The sequence below is a fragment of the Acinetobacter nosocomialis genome (assembly GCF_041021905.1).
Classification (GTDB): domain Bacteria; phylum Pseudomonadota; class Gammaproteobacteria; order Pseudomonadales; family Moraxellaceae; genus Acinetobacter; species Acinetobacter nosocomialis.
This window is the reverse complement of record NZ_CP157432.1, coordinates 1,072,255-1,089,981: the sequence shown is the minus strand read 5'-3', so window position 1 is coordinate 1,089,981 and position 17,727 is coordinate 1,072,255. Positions and strand designations below refer to the sequence as shown.

The 17,727-nt window shown below is 36.9% G+C and carries 16 protein-coding genes; 8 read left to right on the top strand and 8 right to left on the bottom strand.

The window, feature by feature from the left end; genetic code table 11:
* Window positions 1-71 precede the first annotated feature (71 nt).
* On the top strand, window positions 72-551 hold the full coding sequence (locus ABLC00_RS05135; RefSeq protein ID WP_004888215.1) for a copper resistance protein NlpE: 480 nt from the start codon (window positions 72-74) through the stop codon (window positions 549-551).
* Between the two features lie 62 nt (window positions 552-613).
* Here ABLC00_RS05135 and ABLC00_RS05130 read toward each other — a convergent pair whose 3' ends face one another.
* Window positions 614-2,218 carry an isocitrate lyase gene (locus ABLC00_RS05130; protein WP_002054455.1) on the bottom strand — a complete coding sequence of 535 codons (1,605 nt, stop codon included), beginning with the start codon at window positions 2,216-2,218 and terminating at the stop codon, window positions 614-616.
* A gap of 588 nt (window positions 2,219-2,806) precedes the next feature.
* On the opposite strand from ABLC00_RS05130, the gene ABLC00_RS05125 reads away from it, so the two are divergent.
* The 3 genes from ABLC00_RS05125 to ABLC00_RS05115 all read left to right on the top strand — a co-directional run bounded on the left by ABLC00_RS05125 (window position 2,807) and on the right by ABLC00_RS05115 (window position 7,133).
* Entirely contained in the window at window positions 2,807-3,796 is a 990-nt protein-coding gene (locus ABLC00_RS05125) for a LysR family transcriptional regulator (RefSeq protein ID WP_001047619.1), read from the top strand.
* Window positions 3,797-3,918: 122 nt separating this feature from the next.
* Complete coding sequence (locus ABLC00_RS05120) at window positions 3,919-5,244, top strand: hemolysin family protein (protein ID WP_002054376.1); 1,326 nt, start codon at window positions 3,919-3,921, stop codon at window positions 5,242-5,244.
* A gap of 551 nt (window positions 5,245-5,795) precedes the next feature.
* On the top strand, window positions 5,796-7,133 hold the full coding sequence (locus ABLC00_RS05115; RefSeq protein ID WP_348941159.1) for a CitMHS family transporter: 1,338 nt from the start codon (window positions 5,796-5,798) through the stop codon (window positions 7,131-7,133).
* Between the two features lie 44 nt (window positions 7,134-7,177).
* Here the strand turns inward: ABLC00_RS05115 and ABLC00_RS05110 are convergent, their stop codons facing one another.
* On the bottom strand, window positions 7,178-7,690 hold the full coding sequence (locus tag ABLC00_RS05110) for a hypothetical protein (RefSeq protein ID WP_002054476.1): 513 nt from the start codon (window positions 7,688-7,690) through the stop codon (window positions 7,178-7,180).
* A gap of 222 nt (window positions 7,691-7,912) precedes the next feature.
* Between ABLC00_RS05110 and ABLC00_RS05105 the strand changes: the two genes are divergently transcribed.
* Window positions 7,913-8,461, top strand: coding sequence for a DUF2239 family protein (locus tag ABLC00_RS05105; RefSeq protein ID WP_004888216.1), 549 nt, complete (start codon window positions 7,913-7,915; stop codon window positions 8,459-8,461).
* Between the two features lie 54 nt (window positions 8,462-8,515).
* Here the strand turns inward: ABLC00_RS05105 and cysN are convergent, their stop codons facing one another.
* The 5 genes from cysN to lysS form a co-directional block, all read right to left on the bottom strand.
* Entirely contained in the window at window positions 8,516-10,129 is a 1,614-nt protein-coding gene (gene cysN, locus ABLC00_RS05100; RefSeq protein WP_004888218.1) for a sulfate adenylyltransferase subunit CysN, read from the bottom strand.
* Between the two features lie 30 nt (window positions 10,130-10,159).
* On the bottom strand, window positions 10,160-11,068 hold the full coding sequence (cysD, locus tag ABLC00_RS05095) for a sulfate adenylyltransferase subunit CysD (RefSeq protein WP_000140408.1): 909 nt from the start codon (window positions 11,066-11,068) through the stop codon (window positions 10,160-10,162).
* On the bottom strand, window positions 11,061-11,192 hold the full coding sequence (locus tag ABLC00_RS05090; protein WP_002054314.1) for a hypothetical protein: 132 nt from the start codon (window positions 11,190-11,192) through the stop codon (window positions 11,061-11,063). Before ABLC00_RS05090 ends, cysD begins: the two co-directional genes overlap by 8 nt.
* A 256-nt stretch (window positions 11,193-11,448) precedes the next feature.
* Window positions 11,449-12,891: a capsule assembly Wzi family protein gene (locus ABLC00_RS05085; protein WP_004888221.1), complete on the bottom strand. Its 1,443-nt coding sequence runs from the start codon at window positions 12,889-12,891 to the stop codon at window positions 11,449-11,451.
* Between the two features lie 186 nt (window positions 12,892-13,077).
* Window positions 13,078-14,607 (bottom strand): lysine--tRNA ligase, encoded by a 1,530-nt coding sequence (gene lysS, locus ABLC00_RS05080; RefSeq protein WP_002054306.1) that lies wholly within the window; start codon window positions 14,605-14,607, stop codon window positions 13,078-13,080.
* A 257-nt stretch (window positions 14,608-14,864) separates the two neighbouring features.
* Here lysS and ABLC00_RS05075 point away from each other — a divergent pair, with 257 nt between their 5' ends.
* Window positions 14,865-15,353, top strand: a complete 489-nt coding sequence (locus ABLC00_RS05075; protein ID WP_000697206.1) for a YqiA/YcfP family alpha/beta fold hydrolase — start codon at window positions 14,865-14,867, stop codon at window positions 15,351-15,353.
* 22 nt (window positions 15,354-15,375) lie between these two features.
* Here the strand turns inward: ABLC00_RS05075 and ABLC00_RS05070 are convergent, their stop codons facing one another.
* The gene (locus tag ABLC00_RS05070) at window positions 15,376-15,816 is read right to left on the bottom strand and encodes an SRPBCC domain-containing protein (RefSeq protein ID WP_004888223.1); all 441 of its coding nucleotides are present in this window, start codon (window positions 15,814-15,816) and stop codon (window positions 15,376-15,378) included.
* A 442-nt stretch (window positions 15,817-16,258) separates the two neighbouring features.
* On the opposite strand from ABLC00_RS05070, the gene rubA reads away from it, so the two are divergent.
* Together rubA and rubB are read left to right on the top strand one after the other, a co-directional pair.
* Window positions 16,259-16,423, top strand: a complete 165-nt coding sequence (rubA, locus tag ABLC00_RS05065; RefSeq protein ID WP_000760495.1) for a rubredoxin RubA — start codon at window positions 16,259-16,261, stop codon at window positions 16,421-16,423.
* Window positions 16,424-16,515: 92 nt separating this feature from the next.
* Window positions 16,516-17,697 (top strand): rubredoxin reductase RubB, encoded by a 1,182-nt coding sequence (gene rubB, locus ABLC00_RS05060; RefSeq protein ID WP_004888226.1) that lies wholly within the window; start codon window positions 16,516-16,518, stop codon window positions 17,695-17,697.
* Window positions 17,698-17,727: the final 30 nt, after the last annotated feature.

Below are 17,727 nucleotides of genomic sequence, written 5' to 3'. Positions count from 1 at the left end.
GCTTTTATTTTATTTTCTTTTTTTCTAGGCTTTAAATACTTTTTATTTTTTATTTTGAGGTTTTGGTCATTATGAAAAAATCATTATTAGCAATTGCACTTATGAGTACTCTCCTTGTCGCATGTAATAAACACGAAAATAAAACAGAGACAACTTCTGATGCATCTACCCCTGTACAAACTACTGAAGCAAGTAATGCTGTTGCCGTAGATACTGAACATACAGCAGAGAACTCTCTCGACTGGAATGGTAAATACAAAGGAACACTTCCTTGCGCAGACTGTGAAGGCATCAAAACTGAATTAAAATTAAAAGATGATAAAACTTATGAGTTGAATGAAACTTATTTAGGTAAAGGTGATACAAACCCATTTGAAACACACGGTAAGTTTGCTTTCGATAAAGACAATACTTCTGTTATTACCTTAGATGATAAAGCTCAAAACCGTAAATTCTTTATTGGTGAGAATACTGCTACTGCATTAGACATGGAAGGTAAAAAAGTTGAAGGTTCTTTGGCTGAACATTATGTGTTGAAAAAAGAAGACTAATAAATTTTTTCAATATAAATAAAAAAACCGCTCATTTGAGCGGTTTTTTATGAAGTCAATTCTTAGTGAGCTGAGAATTGGTTCATTGTGTTTTTAGAGTCATCACCAGCTTTAAGTGCGTTTTCACCAGCGAAGATTTCTTTGTGATCATCACCGATGTCTGAACCAGCCATTGCTTGGTGTTTCACACATGCGATACCGCCACGGATTTCTTTACGTTGTACGCCAGCAACATAAGCTAACATACCTTGATCACCGAAGTAACCTTGTGCCAATTCGTGAGTAGAAAGAGCAGCAGTGTGGTATGTAGGAAGTGTGATCAAGTGATGGAACACACCAGCTTCACGCGCAGCGTCTGCTTGGAAAGTACGGATTTTTTCATCAGCATCAGCAGCTAATTCAGTGTTGTCGTACTCAGCGCTCATTAATTTAGCACGGTCGTAAGCAGATACATCTTTACCTTCAGCAACCCAACGGTCATACGCTTGTTGACGGAAGTTTAAAGTCCAGTTGAATGATGGGCTGTTGTTGTAAACAAGCTTCGCATTTGGAACCACTTCTTTAACACGGTTAACCATGTGTGCAATTTCTTTTACGTTTGGAGTCGGAGTTTCGATCCAAAGTAAGTCAGCACCATTTTGAAGGCTAGTGATACAGTCAAGTACAACACGGTCAATCTGAGTACCTTCACGGAATTGATATAAACCAGAAGCTAAACGAGTTGGACGGTGTAACTTGCCATCACGTTTAATTAAGATTTCATCATCAGTTGCTTCAGAAATATCAATTTCTTGAGTGTCTAAGTAGCTAATATATTTAGAGGCGATGTCACCTGGTTCTTTAACTACTGGGATGCTTTGAGTAAGGTCAGCACCTTCAGAGTCAGTACGAGCAACAATAACGCCTTCTTCTACACCTAATTCTAAGAATGCATAACGAAGAGCATGGATCTTAGCGATGAAGTCAGCATGTGGAACAGTTACTTTACCAGCTTGGTGACCACATTGTTTTGCATCAGATACTTGGTTTTCGATTTGAAGCGCACAAGCACCAGCTTCAATCATTTTCTTAGCAAGTAAGTAAGTTGCTTCTTCGTTACCGAAACCAGCATCGATGTCCGCAATAATTGGCACAACGTGAGTTTCGAAGTTGTCGATTTGAGCTGTGATTTCAGCTACTTTCGCAGAGTCACCCGCTTCTTTTGCTTTGTTTAAAGCACGGAACAAGTCATTTAATTCTTTTGCATCAGCTTGACGTAAGAAAGTGTAGATTTCTTCGATTAAAGCAGGTACTGAAGTTTTTTCGTGCATAGATTGGTCAGGAAGTGGACCGAATTCTGAACGAAGTGCAGCAACCATCCAACCAGAAAGGTAGATATAACGTTTGCTAGTAGTACCGAAGTATTTTTTGTTAGCAATCATTTTTTGTTGAGCGATGAAACCATGCCAGCAACCTAATGATTGAGTATATTTGCTTGAATCAGCATCGTATTCAGCCATATCACGACGCATAATCGCAGCTGTATACTTAGCAATATCTAAACCTGTTTTGAAACGGTTTTGAAGTTGCATACGAGCAGCATCTTCTGGGCTAATGTCTGCCCAAGTGTTGCCGAATTTTGATTTTAATTCACGTACTGCATCAATCGCTGTTTGATATGTAGTCATGATATTGTCCTGTATTCATTTTAGGATTTCATCGATCGAAGCCTAGAGTCATGTTACTTAAATTTCTTATGACACCAGCTGCTTCTTCATGTACACAGCTTAGACTTAGCCAATCAATTAATCCAATATCCTTCGTTAATCTTCAGTATTTATTTAAAAAATATACCAATAAATCGATATTATAAGTAAAACTAAAAAACATAACACTTTGTTTATAAAAACAAAATAATCCTAAAGGAGTATAGTATTTTGATCAAAAAACTCTCCAAGTTTTATTTTTATACAGTTCTTAAGATTTTTCCATTCATTTTTAGTGTTAAAAGTCAATTGTAAATTAGGCGACTTTTGCCAATGAAAAAAGTCAATCAACATGCTAGAACAATACTAAATATTAATTAAAAATATTTCTTCCATAACTACAAATATAAAAACATATCAAAGATAACAAAATCGAGCATTTGAGGTGCTTTTCAGGCATACTTAATTTCAACAAAAAATGTCGTTTTTCTCATCATTTTTTCACACAATGTTCTTTAAATATGGCATAATTTGAAACAATTTTAGGGTTTTATTTTCGGTATTTTTTTTATGAATCTGGAGCGGGTAGATCTTAATCTATTAATATATCTTGATGTTCTTCTTCGTGAAAAAAATGTTACTCGCGCAGCCGAACAACTTGGTGTTACTCAACCTGCCATGAGTAATATTTTACGCCGTTTGCGTAATTTATTTAATGACCCTCTCCTGATCCGTTCATCTGAAGGGATGACGCCGACAGAACGTGCGCTTGAATTACAACCACGTATTCGCGATGCCCTTTCTGATCTTTCCATGATTTTGGAACCGCGTACCGAATTCCGCCCTTATACCAGTAATCGCGTTTTCCGTATTATGACTTCTGACTATGCAGAAGCAACCCTAGTTCCTCGTCTTGTTAAAGCTCTACGCTCTGAAGCACCCAACGTTGTACTCGATTTTCTCACTCCAAGTGACGTGTCATATAGAGACATGGAGCAAGGTAAAGTTGATCTAGCAATTAATCGCTTCAATGAAATTCCACAAAGCTTCCACCAAGTTTTAGTTTGGCGTGATAGCTTTAGCTGTATTTTAAATGACAAACACCCTGCTGTTACTCATTTAAACTTAAAAAGCTATTTAGATGCTCAACATATTTGGGTATCTAAAACTGGTATGGGTGTAGGTTTTGGGGTAAACCCTGACAAACAAGGTGGCCTAGGCTGGATTGATCAGGCATTAGAACGTATTGGTCAACGTCGTAAAATTTCTGTGTTTACGCGCCACTATCAAATGCCAGCATTACTTGCTCAAAATGTTGATTTGATTGCGACGCTTCCAACTCGAATGGCTCGTTTGCAAGCACAAAATCCAAAATTAGTCATTAAGGATCCACCGTTTTATATTCCTGAGTTCGAACTCAAGATGGCATGGTGTCCATTATTACATCATCATCCAGCTCATCGCTGGTTACGCCAACTTATTTTATTCGTTGCTCGCCAAATGATCGAAGAGGAAAATCGTGAATTCCTAACTAATAATTCACAATTTTCCCACTATTAAATAAATTTTAATTTAATTGTCTCTTTCAAACATTATCTTAAGCGCTGAGCAATCAATCTGATTACCTCAGCGCTTTTTTGTGTTAAAACATAGTCATAATAATGATGATCCTCGGGTGATTTGTGAGTCTCTTTCAAAATATCATTATCATCGTACTGCTCATCATCGCAGCAGGCTTTTTATCTTTAACTGAAATTGCTCTAGCTGGTGCCAGAAAAGTAAAGTTAAAAATTTTGGCCGAAGCTGGCGAAGAACGTGCTCAACAGGTACTTGATTTACAAGAACAATCTGCAGACTTTTTTGCAGCATCCCAAATTGGCCTAAATGCTGTCGCAATCTTAGGCGGTATCTTGGGTGAAGCTGCATTTCGTCCTTTCTTTGTCAACTTAGTTGACCGCTTTTACCAAGGTCCGTGGACGCAAACAATTGGTTTCGCCCTATCTTTCACCTTGGTAACTTCTTTATTTATTTTATTTGCCGATCTCATGCCAAAACGATTGGCAATGATTGCACCTGAAAAAATCGCAATTAGCGTGATTAATCCTATTCAGATTTTTATTAAAATCTGTAAGCCTTTAGCTTGGGGAATCAACGCAATTGCAAACTTGTTATTTCGCTTATTTAAAGTAAATACAACACGTGAAGATAATATAACTTTTGATGATATTTCAGCAGTTATGGATGCTGGTGCCCAAGCAGGCGTACTTCAGAAACAAGAACATCACTTTATTGAAAATGTATTTGAGCTTGAAGAACGCACAGTGCCGTCAAGTATGACAACGCGTGAAAATGTTGTGTATTTTACTTTAAATGAACATGAAGACAGCATTCGACAAAAACTAGCGGAATATCCTTATTCTAAATTTTTGGTTTGTAATGAAAATATTGATCAGGTTATTGGTTATGTAGATGCCAAAGATTTTTTAGTTCGTATTTTAAATAATCAATCGCCTACACAGTTAAATGAATCAACTATACGTAATGTTCTCATTATTCCTGACACTTTAACACTTTCTGAATTACTTGATCGCTTCCGCTCAACAAAAGAAAAATTTGCCGTTGTAATTAACGAATACGCGCTTGTGGTCGGTGTTATTACCTTAAGCGATATTATGATTACCGTTATGGGCGATTGGGTTACCCCAATTGAAGAAGAGCAGCAAATTATTAAACGTGATAATAATTCTTGGTTAATTGATGGAAGTACACCAATTGATGACCTAAGACATGCTCTAGAAATTGATGAAATGCCTGATGAAGAAAATTATGAAACATTAGCCGGATTTATGATGTACCGTTTACGCAAAATTCCTCGCCCCGCAGATTTTGTTGAATTCGGTGGTTATAAATTCGAAGTTGTCGATGTGGACCATTTTAAAATTGATCAGTTACTGGTAACACGTGTATTAGAAAAATCTGACCTCCCCTCAACACCAGATGAAAATTGATTTATTTTGGTGCAAAATATCCTGCTAATTAAAGCGGGATATTTTTTTAATAAAATAATTTTTAAACTCATACTTATTTTAAGATATTGTCATTTTAAAAGTTTAATTTATTATCTTAATCATATTTTTAAATATATAAATTAACTCTTTAATTAAAATAAAAATTTTTAATTAAATAGAAATAAAAATTTGCACATAAAGCATTTACAGCTTCCTCTTACTTATGTAACGTAGCTATAGCAAGCAATGTAAATGGGTATACTTCTCATTTCAGCATTCAAAAACAAATATAATTGTTAAAAATATATGATAATTCCAAATATGATAAAGGTTTTATATGCTCTAATAATAACTACTATATATTATAAATAGACTATACCAATAATATATATATTCAGTATTTTCCTAGAATATACCTTTCCAAGTGAATATATATTAACCAAATAAACTAAATATATTATTTGTCTTTTTAATAAAAATTCATAAGAATAATCAAAGTCAGAGTTTTGAATAAACTTGTTCAGTAAAACTAAAGGCAAAGGATTGATTGTATGCTGACATTACTTGGTGTTGGCATGATTTTATGCTTCATGTATTTAATCATGTCCAAACGTTTAAGCCCTATTATTGCTTTAATTCTTATCCCATTTATTTTTTCTCTTATCGCCTGGGGCCTTGGTCATTATTTTGAAAGCTTAAGTCATATTGAGCTTAAGGGTCTCAGCGAAATGATGCTAGAAGGCATCAAAAAACTTGCGCCTACTGGCGTAATGCTATTATTCGCGATTTTATATTTTGCCTTAATGATCGACGCAGGTCTTTTCGATCCTCCGGTTAAATGGATTTTGAAAAAAGTTAAAGGTGACCCTCTAAAAATTACATTAGGGACCGTTTTTTTAACTACATTAGTTTCTCTTGATGGTGATGGCTCGACTACATATATGATTTGTGTCGCAGCAATGCTTCCTCTCTATCAACGTCTAGGTATGAATACACTGATCATGACAGCACTTATGTTGTTATGTAGTGGTGTCATGAATTTAACACCATGGGGAGGCCCTACTGCTCGTGCAGCGAGTGCGCTTCAAGTCGACCCAAGCCATATTTTTGTACCAATGATCATTCCAATGGTGATTAGTATTGGCTGGTTATTCTTCTTGGCATATTTATATGGTCGTTATGAGCAAAAACGTCTAGGGGTAATTGAGCTTGAAAGTCACCATGGTGACAACATTACCGTTTCAAAAGATCCGGAAGCGACTCGTCCACATTTACGTAAAGTAAATATGGTACTTACCATTATTCTTATGATTGCGTTGATCAAAGGTATTTTACCAATGTCAGTGTTATTCATGCTGGCGTTCTGTATTGCGATGCTTATTAACTATCCAGATGTTGATATGCAGAAGAAACGTATCGCTATGCATGCAGATAGTATCTTGGCTGTTGTCGGTTTAATTTTTGCGGCAGGTTTTTTTGCAGGTATTTTATCTGGCACAGGCATGGTTGAAGCGATGTCTAAAGAATTTGTCGCAATGATTCCTGCAAGCATGGGACCATATCTTGCACCAATTACAGCGTTGGTAAGCATGCCTTTGACGTTCTTTATGTCAAACGATGCATTCTTCTATGGTGTATTGCCTATTCTTGCCGAAGCTGCTTCACATTATGGTATTAGTCCAGAAGCGATTGCTCGTGCTTCAATTGTAGGTCAACCTGTACACTTATTATCACCTCTTGTTCCATCAACTTACTTGTTATGTGGTCTTGCTAAAGTCGATTTTGCAGATCATCAAAAGTTCACTTTTAAATGGGCATTTATTACTTGTATGGTGTTAATGGGTACAGCTTTAGTGATTGGTGTTTTCCCACTTTTTAGTGCAATCTAAGCATATTCTGCTATAAAAAAAAAAGCCCCAATTGGGGCTTTTTTTTATTTATTCACATACTCAATCATGGCATCTAAGAACGCATGAAAGTGCAAGGTAATATCTTCTTCTAAAATTTTATAGGCATTATCAAATTGCACCATTGGCCAACCTTCTTTCCAAAATGGGAAGATATCATGTAAGTCATGGGTAACTATCCCATCTTCACGAACAATTGCTTGTGAAATTTGTGCCAAAACTTGCGCTGTTTCTGCCCCATCAATAGCTAAATAATCAATACCACGTGCTTTTAAAATACGAATTCGATCTTTTTTATAGCGAATTTTTTTAGCTTGAGCTGCATTTAAACCTAGTGCAAGAGTAACTGCTTCTACAAATTTCTCTTCAAAATTTGTATTTAGTGCTACCAAAGCCTGTTTATGCGCTTCCTGACGTCCTGCTTTTCCCCCGCTACGGATGATCTCATGTGCTTCCGTATCTAGCTTATCTTTTTTCATCGACTGTAAAATGTCTAAAATTTCGATATCGCTTAAAGATTCAGGAGATTGCTCAAACATAGGAGTCCTTATACATACAACTAAAGACACATTCTCTCATAAAAGCAATATTAAAGCAGAACAAAATTTTAAATGGTCGATTATCTTGACTATTTTTATAGTCCTAATCTAAGAGACTACATTCATAAAACCTGATAATTCTTTGGTTATGAATTTTACTATTTGCCAAATTAATTTTACCCTGATAATATTATTTTACCCTGATAAAAATATACGGCTAAAATGAATACTAAAATCACCTATACTGCTTTCACTGGAAGCACGTTTATTGCGAGTGACTCCCTTGTTGAACTTGCAAAAAAACTCAAAGAACTTCCGAAAACAACGGAAAATATTCTGATTTTTAATGATCAAACAGGTCAACAAATTGATCTTGACCTTTCTGGTTCGGAACAAGAATTTCAACAACGTTATGCTGAGCCGGAAGAAATTAAAAAAGTTGGACGACCTAAACTTGGCGTAATTTCGCGTGAAATCACTTTACAGAAAAAACATTGGGATTGGTTAGATCAACAAAGTGCGAGTGCATCAGCAGTGATTCGCAAGTTAATTGATAAAGAGTTAAATAACCCAAATTCGGAAGGCAATATTATGCTCGCCAAACAAGCCATCGATCGTTTTATGTCTGCCATGTTAGGTAATATGCCAAATTATGAAGAAGCAACACGTGCCTTATATCAAGGTGATCGAGATACATTTTTAAAGATGATTCAGAACTATCCTAAAGATTTAAGAGAATATTTAATGTTAAAAACTCAAAATATTTTCTAAACTCAATAAAAAAACCCGCTTACGCGGGTTTTTTTAGAACTCATTTTCAATCTATTAAAGACGAACCAATTCCACGATTTTTTCTACTGCTTCTTCCACAGTTTCAGCAGTTATCTCTGTATCTATACCTTCCACAGAAGTTGTGATAACCACAACACCCGTCTCACGTAATAGAACCAATTGCTCAGCTGTTAAGCTTGCTTTTGCAATTGCAACTACACCTTGCTGAATCAGCAAACTTTCTAAAGCTTGAGCTTTTTCAATTAATTGTGCAGAAACACCAATAGCGGCAGGTTTTTGACCTAAACGAGCAGCACGGTCTTCGGCAGTAACAGCATTGCTATGAGCAGTCCATTCTACAGCCGCCTCTACCATGCCCGCACCAACGGTCACGTTACTTAAACGGTCAATAAATATAAATGAACCTGTGTAACGCGAATCTTGATAACGGTCAAACACGACTGGAGCATCGAACTCAACCACAACATCCGCAATTGCATTTAACTCAAGCTCTTCGACCTGAGTATGCTCAAGTGTATTCACATTTACACGGTAGTGAATGTTCGTCACTTTTGCTGGAACGGTTTGTGTACCAATCTTAATATTGTACAACTTACCTTTTACAAGTGGATGCTCATTCATCCATACCACAGAAGCACGAACGCTACGTGAAATTAATGGTTGCTCACCTGCACGTACCAGCACGTTTCCGCGACTAATATCAATTTCATCATTTAACGTTAATGTAACTGCTTGGCCTGCAACTGCCTGCTCAAGGTTACCGTCAAAAGTAACAATTTCTTTAACTGTAGAACGCTTACCAGAAGGTAACGCTACAATTTCATCACCAACTTTAATTTCACCTAAAGCAACCGTACCCGCAAAGCCACGGAAATCGAGGTTTGGACGGTTCACATATTGAACTGGGAAACGGAATTCATGTTTATTTGACTCACGGCTAATTTCCACAGACTCAAGAATACTCATCAAAGTCTGGCCTTTATACCAAGGAGTATGAGCCGATGGATTTACAACGTTATCGCCATTCAAAGCAGAAATTGGAACAAATAAAATATTGGCTGGGCGACGATCACCTAACTGGCTCACGAATGCATCATATTCAATCTGAATTTCATTAAAGCGCTCAGGTGAATATTCAACCAAGTCCATTTTATTAATGGCAACTACAATATTCTTAATACCAAGCAAACTTGCAATAAATGTATGGCGACGAGTCTGAGTTTGTACACCATAACGTGCATCAATCAAAATGATTGCAAGATCAGCAGTCGATGCACCAGTTGCCATGTTACGGGTATATTGTTCATGTCCCGGTGTATCAGCAATAATAAATTTACGCTTTTCAGTCGAGAAATAGCGATAAGCTACATCAATGGTAATACCCTGCTCACGCTCGGCCTGCAAACCATCTACAAGTAATGCCAAGTCCGGTGCATCACCTGTTGTACCCACTTTCTTACTGTCACGTGTTACAGCTTGCAATTGATCTTCATAAATCAATTTTGAATCGTAAAGTAAACGGCCAATTAAGGTACTTTTACCATCATCTACATTACCGCAAGTCAAAAAGCGTAAAAGGTCTTTTTGTTCATGTTGTTTTAAATAAGCCAGAATGTCTTGGCTGATTAAGTCTGATTGATGAGACATTGCTCAAACTCCACAAATTTAGAAACTGTCTTAGAAATAGCCTTCTTGCTTTTTCTTTTCCATTGAGCCTGCTTCATCATGGTCAATCATACGACCTTGACGCTCAGAACTTGTTGCCAATAACATTTCCTGAATAATTTCTGGCAATGTATCAGCTTCAGACTCGACTGCACCTGTTAATGGATAACAGCCTAGCGTACGGAAACGTACAGACTTCATTTGCGGAACTTCACCCTCTTTTAAACGCATGCGTTCATCATCCACCATAATGAGCGTACCACTACGCTCAACCACAGGACGAACAGCAGAGAAATAAAGAGGAACAATTTGAATATTTTCTAAATAGATATATTGCCAAATATCTAACTCAGTCCAGTTTGATAATGGGAATACACGAATACTTTCGCCTTTGTTCACTTTACCATTGTAAAGATTCCAAAGTTCAGGACGTTGGTTTTTAGGATCCCAACGGTGCTTACTATCACGGAATGAATACACACGCTCTTTCGCACGTGATTTTTCTTCATCACGGCGCGCACCACCAAAAGCAGCATCAAATTGATATTTGTCCAGAGCCTGTTTTAAAGCTTGGGTTTTCATAATATCTGTATATTTTGAGCTACCATGATCAAATGGATTGATACCTGCTTCACGGCCTTCTTTGTTCTGATGAACAATTAAATCAAAGCCATGCGTTTTTGCCATGTTATCGCGAAACGCGATCATGTCTTTAAACTTCCATCCAGTGTCTACATGTAATAAAGGAAAAGGAAGCTTCGCAGGATAAAATGCTTTTAATGCAAGATGGAGCATTACAGCCGAGTCTTTACCAATTGAGTAAAGCATGACTGGGTTTTCAAATTCTGCCGCAACTTCACGAATAATATGAATACTTTCAGCTTCAAGTTGCTTGAGATGTGTAAGTCTTGATTCAGTCATGAACACGTCCTTCTCTATCCATTTTGCCCATAAAATCTAGAAGTGGTATTAAACCACCACTTAGAAGACCATGTGGAGGAACGAGTGCCATAACAACTCCAATTTTTTGTGATAAATAATCCAACCACAAGCCTTTATGAGGCTTATAGCATTAGTTATGCATTATAGTGATTTAAAACTGTTTTCTTTTGCTTGTTTTTTCATATTGATATTCAAATTCATCATATAAATGTAAGATACTGATTCGCATAGATAACATGTCCATCCTAGCTCGCATCGTTAACCGAAGCAAATCACGATCTCATCTTTAGATTTCTTTAAATACAATAAAAAAAGAGAAGCCATTTTAGCTTCTCTCTTTCTATAGCATTATTTAATTCTTAGAAACCAAACATTTTACGTTCTAACGGAATTTCAATACCAATAGATGCACCTGAATCATTACCCTCTAAATCAGAGTCACTAATCCAACCATTAATTTTTAATGGAAGATCTGGTTTGATGTAATGCGTCCAAGTTAAATCAAGCGCTTTAATTTTATCTTCTTTAGGGAAAGCTTTATTGATTGCCAAGTTAGATTCATTCACTTTAACAACCATTGCACGACCACTTAAGCGATTCATCGTGTCAAATCGAATATCGCCACCAACAGAATACATTTGACCATCACCACCCATTGCATGCCCTAGAGGGAAACCATGCTGGTAATAACCATCTGTATAAATATAATGGTTATAAGAAATTCCTTTTACATCGCCATTAGTACGTGTATCTGCCCATTCAGCATAAAGTTGATAAGGCATATTTTTATAGCTAGAAGAATAATCAGCACCAGCTAAATACATTTTCTTCGATGGTAAGTGCCCCGCTTCATCTTCACCTACATATTGACCATAAATACCAACAGGGGCATTTAAAAGTGATTGAAGATTTAAACGAGCATCAAATCCAGCAATTTGATTAGATCTGTCTTCAGCTGCATCATAAACATTATCATTACCTTTAATTGCATTCCATAATGAGTTCCAACTTTCAGAACGCCCTTCACCACCCCATTGTAAAGTTCGTGAAGCACCTAGTTCCAAGTAAGGTAATGGACTTGCAGTAACACGCAAACCTAATAACTTAGCATGTGGAATAGCTTTATAATCATCTAACTGACCTGCAAATAGTTGGTATTGCCAAGGCCCAATCCAAGATAACCATTTGGTATCAAATGCATTTTGTATAGCTCTTTGAGCTGTCACCCCATAAACAGGACGACTTGCATCACCACGGATTAAACTACCATCATGCCCAGGTCCCCACCATGTTGGAATTTGACCGGCAACAACCCATTGGTTCCAGATTTTACCAGCGACATACGAACCTTCCACATTGGCATCATGACCATTATCAATTTGCGGATCTTTTTCTGCGTTTACACGGATTTTTGCATCCCAGTTTTCACCACCAGCATTAAACTCTACAGAGCCTTGATACTGTGATTTATGATTATTCCCAAATGCTTGAGGAATATCTTTGATATCTGTTCCAGCAAAAGCACCCACTTTAACTGTATCGTTATCTGCCTTTAATGCATTGAGAACTGAGTTAATAACTTTTTGTTGAGCTGGATGTGTTACTTTAGCCTGAGAGAGTGCACGCTGAATTTCATCACCACTTAAAGGCCAAGTAGAAGTACTGATGTTAATGACACCTTGCTGATTTAACCAATTTAAATCTGTACGTAAATCATCATTATTAAGCACCAAACCTTGGGCAAAAACAGCTGATGAGGCAGTAGCTAATAATGCAATTGAAAGTGTTTTTCTTAAAAACATGTCAGCACAATTCTCAAAGTTATTTATGAGCAACACATTAATTTTTTTATTGCAAATTTGCAATTGTTAAACTGTGCAATTACATTTTTTAACGAGGTCTTAAGTTTTCTATAATTTAAGTTTTTTTTATATATAAATAGTTAATAAAAAAGGCAGTTTACACTGCCTTTTTTATTGAATATTAAATTAACCTTCTTTACGACGCATATGCGGGAATAAAATTACATCACGAATACTTGGCGCATCTGCAAAAAGCATAACCAAACGGTCAATACCAATACCTTCACCCGCTGTTGGAGGTAAACCATATTCAAGCGCTTCAACAAACTCTGCATCGTAATGCATTGCTTCATCATCACCTGCATCTTTTTCCGCAACCTGAGCTTGGAAACGTTCAGCCTGATCAATCGGATCATTTAACTCGCTAAAGCCATTTGCCAATTCACGTCCGCCGATGAAAAATTCAAAACGATCGGTAATGTGCGGATTGTCATCATTACGACGAGCGAGTGGAGAAGTCTCGGCTGGATATTCAGTAATAAAAGTAGGTTGACGGAGTTTAGTCTCAACCGTTTCTTCAAATACAATTGTTTGAAGTTTACCTAAACCGAAACCAGGTTTAACTTCTTCTTTCAGCTCTTCACGCACAAATTTTGCAAGGAACTCACGATCACCTACATTTTCAGGTGTGAACTGAGGGTTATTCTCTAAAATCGCATCGAACATAGAGATTTTCTTGAATGGCCCTTTAAAGCTAAACACTTCACCTTGGTAAGGCACATCAGTCGTACCTAAAATATCAAGAGCTAGCTTTTCAAGCATGTTTTCAGTTAAAGCCATCAAGTCTTTATAATCAGCATAAGCTTGATAAAACTCGATCATTGTAAATTCAGGGTTGTGACGCGTTGACACCCCTTCATTACGGAAGTTACGGTTAATTTCAAACACGCGCTCAAAACCACCAACAACCAAACGCTTTAAGTAAAGCTCAGGTGCAATACGCAAGAATAATGGCATATCTAGAGCATTGTGATGCGTTTCAAACGGACGTGCAGACGCACCACCTGGAATCACATGCATCATTGGCGTTTCAACTTCCATGAAACGTTCATTTGTTAAAAATGCGCGAATACCTGCAACAACTTTGGCACGAATTTCAAAAGTCTTACGGGTTTCTTCATTTACGATTAGATCAAGGTAACGTTTACGGTATTTAACTTCTGTATCGTTCAAACCATGAAATTTATCTGGCAACGGACGAAGTGATTTTGTAAGAAGTTCAAAACCTTCAAGGTGTACATACAAGTCACCTTTGCCTGAACGACCAATATAACCTTCAGCAGCAATAATGTCGCCTAGGTCTAAACCTTTAATCGTTTCAAGCGTATCTTTTGGTAAACCTTTACGGTCAACATATAACTGAATGCGACCAGTCATATCTTGAATCACCATAAAAGAACCACGGTTTAACATGACACGGCCAGCGACTTTTACATATACATGTTCAGCGCTTTCAATTTGTTCTTTCGACTGATCTTTAAATTGTTCTTGTAGATCAGCAGCGTAATGTTCACGTTTGAATGTATTTGGCCAAGGACTCTTTCCAGTATCCTTTGCAACATCTTGGATTTGCTTTAATTTGGCATGACGCTGTGCAATTAAATCGTTTTCGGAAATAGTTGGTTCAGAAGTCGATTGAGCGTTTTGTTGCGTCATCTCTGCCTCGATTAAGTAAAAATGAAGTGGCATAGCTTAACAGATTGCTGAGGTTTTTCGAATGATTTCAATCAAACAAAAATGAAAAAAGTCAAAGCCATCAAATTAAAGGCGGTTTGAATGATGAAAATTAGTTAGACCAATCGCTAAGATCATTTTTTTTAGCTTTAAGTAAAATATAAAAAAATCCAAATAACCTCGATTTTTAAAAGGCCTATTTTGCCTTTTATTTTATCTATGAGATTGTGTAGCAAATAATGAAAATTCTATTTTTACATGGCTTGGATTCTTCTCGTGAATCAACAAAATTCCATGCCATCTTGCATCCTGAAAAATTTTGTATTGATGTGGATTATCGTAACTTGAGTTATGCCTCAGTGAAGGACTTTTATCATCAAGCAATTGAAACGATTAAACCAGATTTATTAGTTGGTCATAGCCTTGGTGGCTATTGGGCTTTAAAAACAGCTGCTCAACATAAGTTAGCTGTTGTTGTTGCCAATCCAAGCCTTAATCCTAGTTTTCGTAATGATTATCCCGACCTTTGTGATGAAGATCTTGATCACTCTAATCCTAAAATGGCTTATTTAGAATTAGGAGACGAGCAACTTGATATGTACCAAGTACAGGAAAAGCTTTCACCTTATATGACAGTAGAAACATATGACGGAGGCCATCATCGTCTTGCTTATCCTTCTCGTCTCAATGATCTTATTTCTAAAATTCATAAAAAATACTTTGCCTAAACAATTAACTGAATAAGATAAATTAACTTCCTTCAGCAATATGTTTTACAACTTCAAAACCTTGAACAAAGCCACTTTTTAACATACCGATATATTCAGGTAAGGTGGCCAATTCAACTTTTAAAGTTGTAGTATTCCCATTTTGGCTTAAAAAATATTTTTCTAACGAACCACTCCAGCTTTTCACCTCTTCACTTTCTAAGTCTTCTTTTCCTTCTTTAATCATTCCTAAATGTTTAAAAATTAATACTTCAGGCTTTTTCATTTCTTCAATGGTTGAAACCATTCCATTTCCTTCTCCGTCTAGAAAATATGTATTACCGCCAACTTTCCAGTCCGTCTTCATTGAAGAATCCGGTGCAAAGAATTTTGTCCATGCATTATATGTCTCGCTATTCCAGAGTATGTCCCATACTTTTTCTATAGGCGCATTAATTTCTACTTCATATACTAGAATTTCCATATTCAATTTCCTTATCTCTGTTACTCAAGTGTTCAATAAACTTTCTCGTTTTATATAAACATCAATTTATCTGTCTATTTATTAATCAGCTTATGTTTTTAAGAGCTTTATTTATATAAATGCTTTGTTCTTTTTGTAACCCTTCATATCACGTAAGGTCTTATTACATTAGTGAGTGAATAAAAACATATGATTTATTATGCGTTTAAGTGGAAGTTTTGCCTAAATAACCACTTATTTGTCTCGATATGCCATTCATCTTTGCTTACGAATGATTAAACTCCCTTATGTGCTTTACTTTAAATGTAGAACTGCGTAAAAATTTGATACCCGATCAAAGCTACATTAGTTATTATTGAACGGATCGTAGTTACATTATTAATAGATGGAATAGTTTTACTGAAAGGCAGCTTTGAGCAAACTTATCAGTGCGGAGAGTCTCATGAAAAAATATCAATGTATCGTTTGTGGATGGATTTACGATGAAGCAGAAGGTTGGCCACAAGACGGCATTGCAGCTGGAACAAAATGGGAAGATATCCCTGATGATTGGACTTGCCCTGATTGTGGCGTTTCAAAAGCTGACTTTGAAATGATCGAGATCTAATGTCTTAAATTAAAAGGCCATGATTTACATGGTCTTTTTTATATATCACCAATCACCGTATTAAATGAACAATTCTAATTCTGGAGAAAAAAATGCATCCAATCGTCATTATCGGATCAGGCATGGCGGGTTATACCTTAGCACGTGAGTTCCGTAAGCTTAACCCAGAGCAAGAACTTGTGATGATTTGTGCGGATGATGCAGTGAACTATGCAAAACCAACGTTATCTAACGCTTTTGCAGGTAAAAAGGCTCCAGAACAGATTCCTTTAGGTGATGCCGCAAAAATGAGTGCGCAGCTCAATATGCGTATTGAACCTTTTACATGGGTAAAAGAAATTTTAGCTGAGCGTCATGAGCTTGTTCTGGAAAAAGATGGGGTAACTTCAAATCAGCCGTATTCAAAACTGATTTTAGCCGTTGGTGCTAACCCGATTCGTCTTGCAATTGCAGGTGATGGCAGTGATGACATTCATGTGGTGAACTCTCTTATTGATTATCGTTCTTTCCGTGAAAATCTAGCTCAGCGCAAAGATAAACGTGTTGTGATTTTGGGTGCTGGTTTGATTGGTTGTGAATTTGCCAATGACTTACTTCATAGCGAATATGATGTAACGGTAATTGATTTAGCGCCTCAACCGTTAGGCCGTTTATTACCTTCACACATTGCTTCAGCTTTCCAAGAAAATCTTGAAGAAGCTGGGGTTAAATTTGCATTAGGCACAACCGTTGAAAAAGTAAGTAAAATCAATAACGGTGAAGATTACGCGGTTACATTGGCAAATGGTCAGACTTTGGTCGCTGATATTGTGCTTTCAGCCATTGGCTTACAACCGAATATTTCTCTTGCTCAAAGCGCAAATATTCAAACTAGCCGTGGTGTAATTACCAATAGCTTGCTTGAAACCAATCAAGCCGATATTTATGCAATTGGTGACTGTGCAGAAGTGAACGGTACCCTGCTTCCTTATGTAATGCCAATTATGCAACAAGCGCGTGCTCTAGCAAAAACATTAAGCGGTCAACAGACAAATGTACATTACCCCGCTATGCCAGTTGCGGTAAAAACTCCGGCTGCACCGCTTACAGTTTTACCGGCTCCGGTTGATGTCGATGTAAATTGGGAAACTGAAGAATTCGACGATGGTATGCTTGCCAAAGCAATTGACAATGAAGGAACATTGCGTGGTTTCGTATTGTTAGGTGCAACAGCAGGCAAGCAACGTTTAACGTTAACTAAGCTTGTTCCAGATCTTATTCCTGCCCAAGCATAAGGTTTAAATTGGGAATGCTCGCTCGAGAGT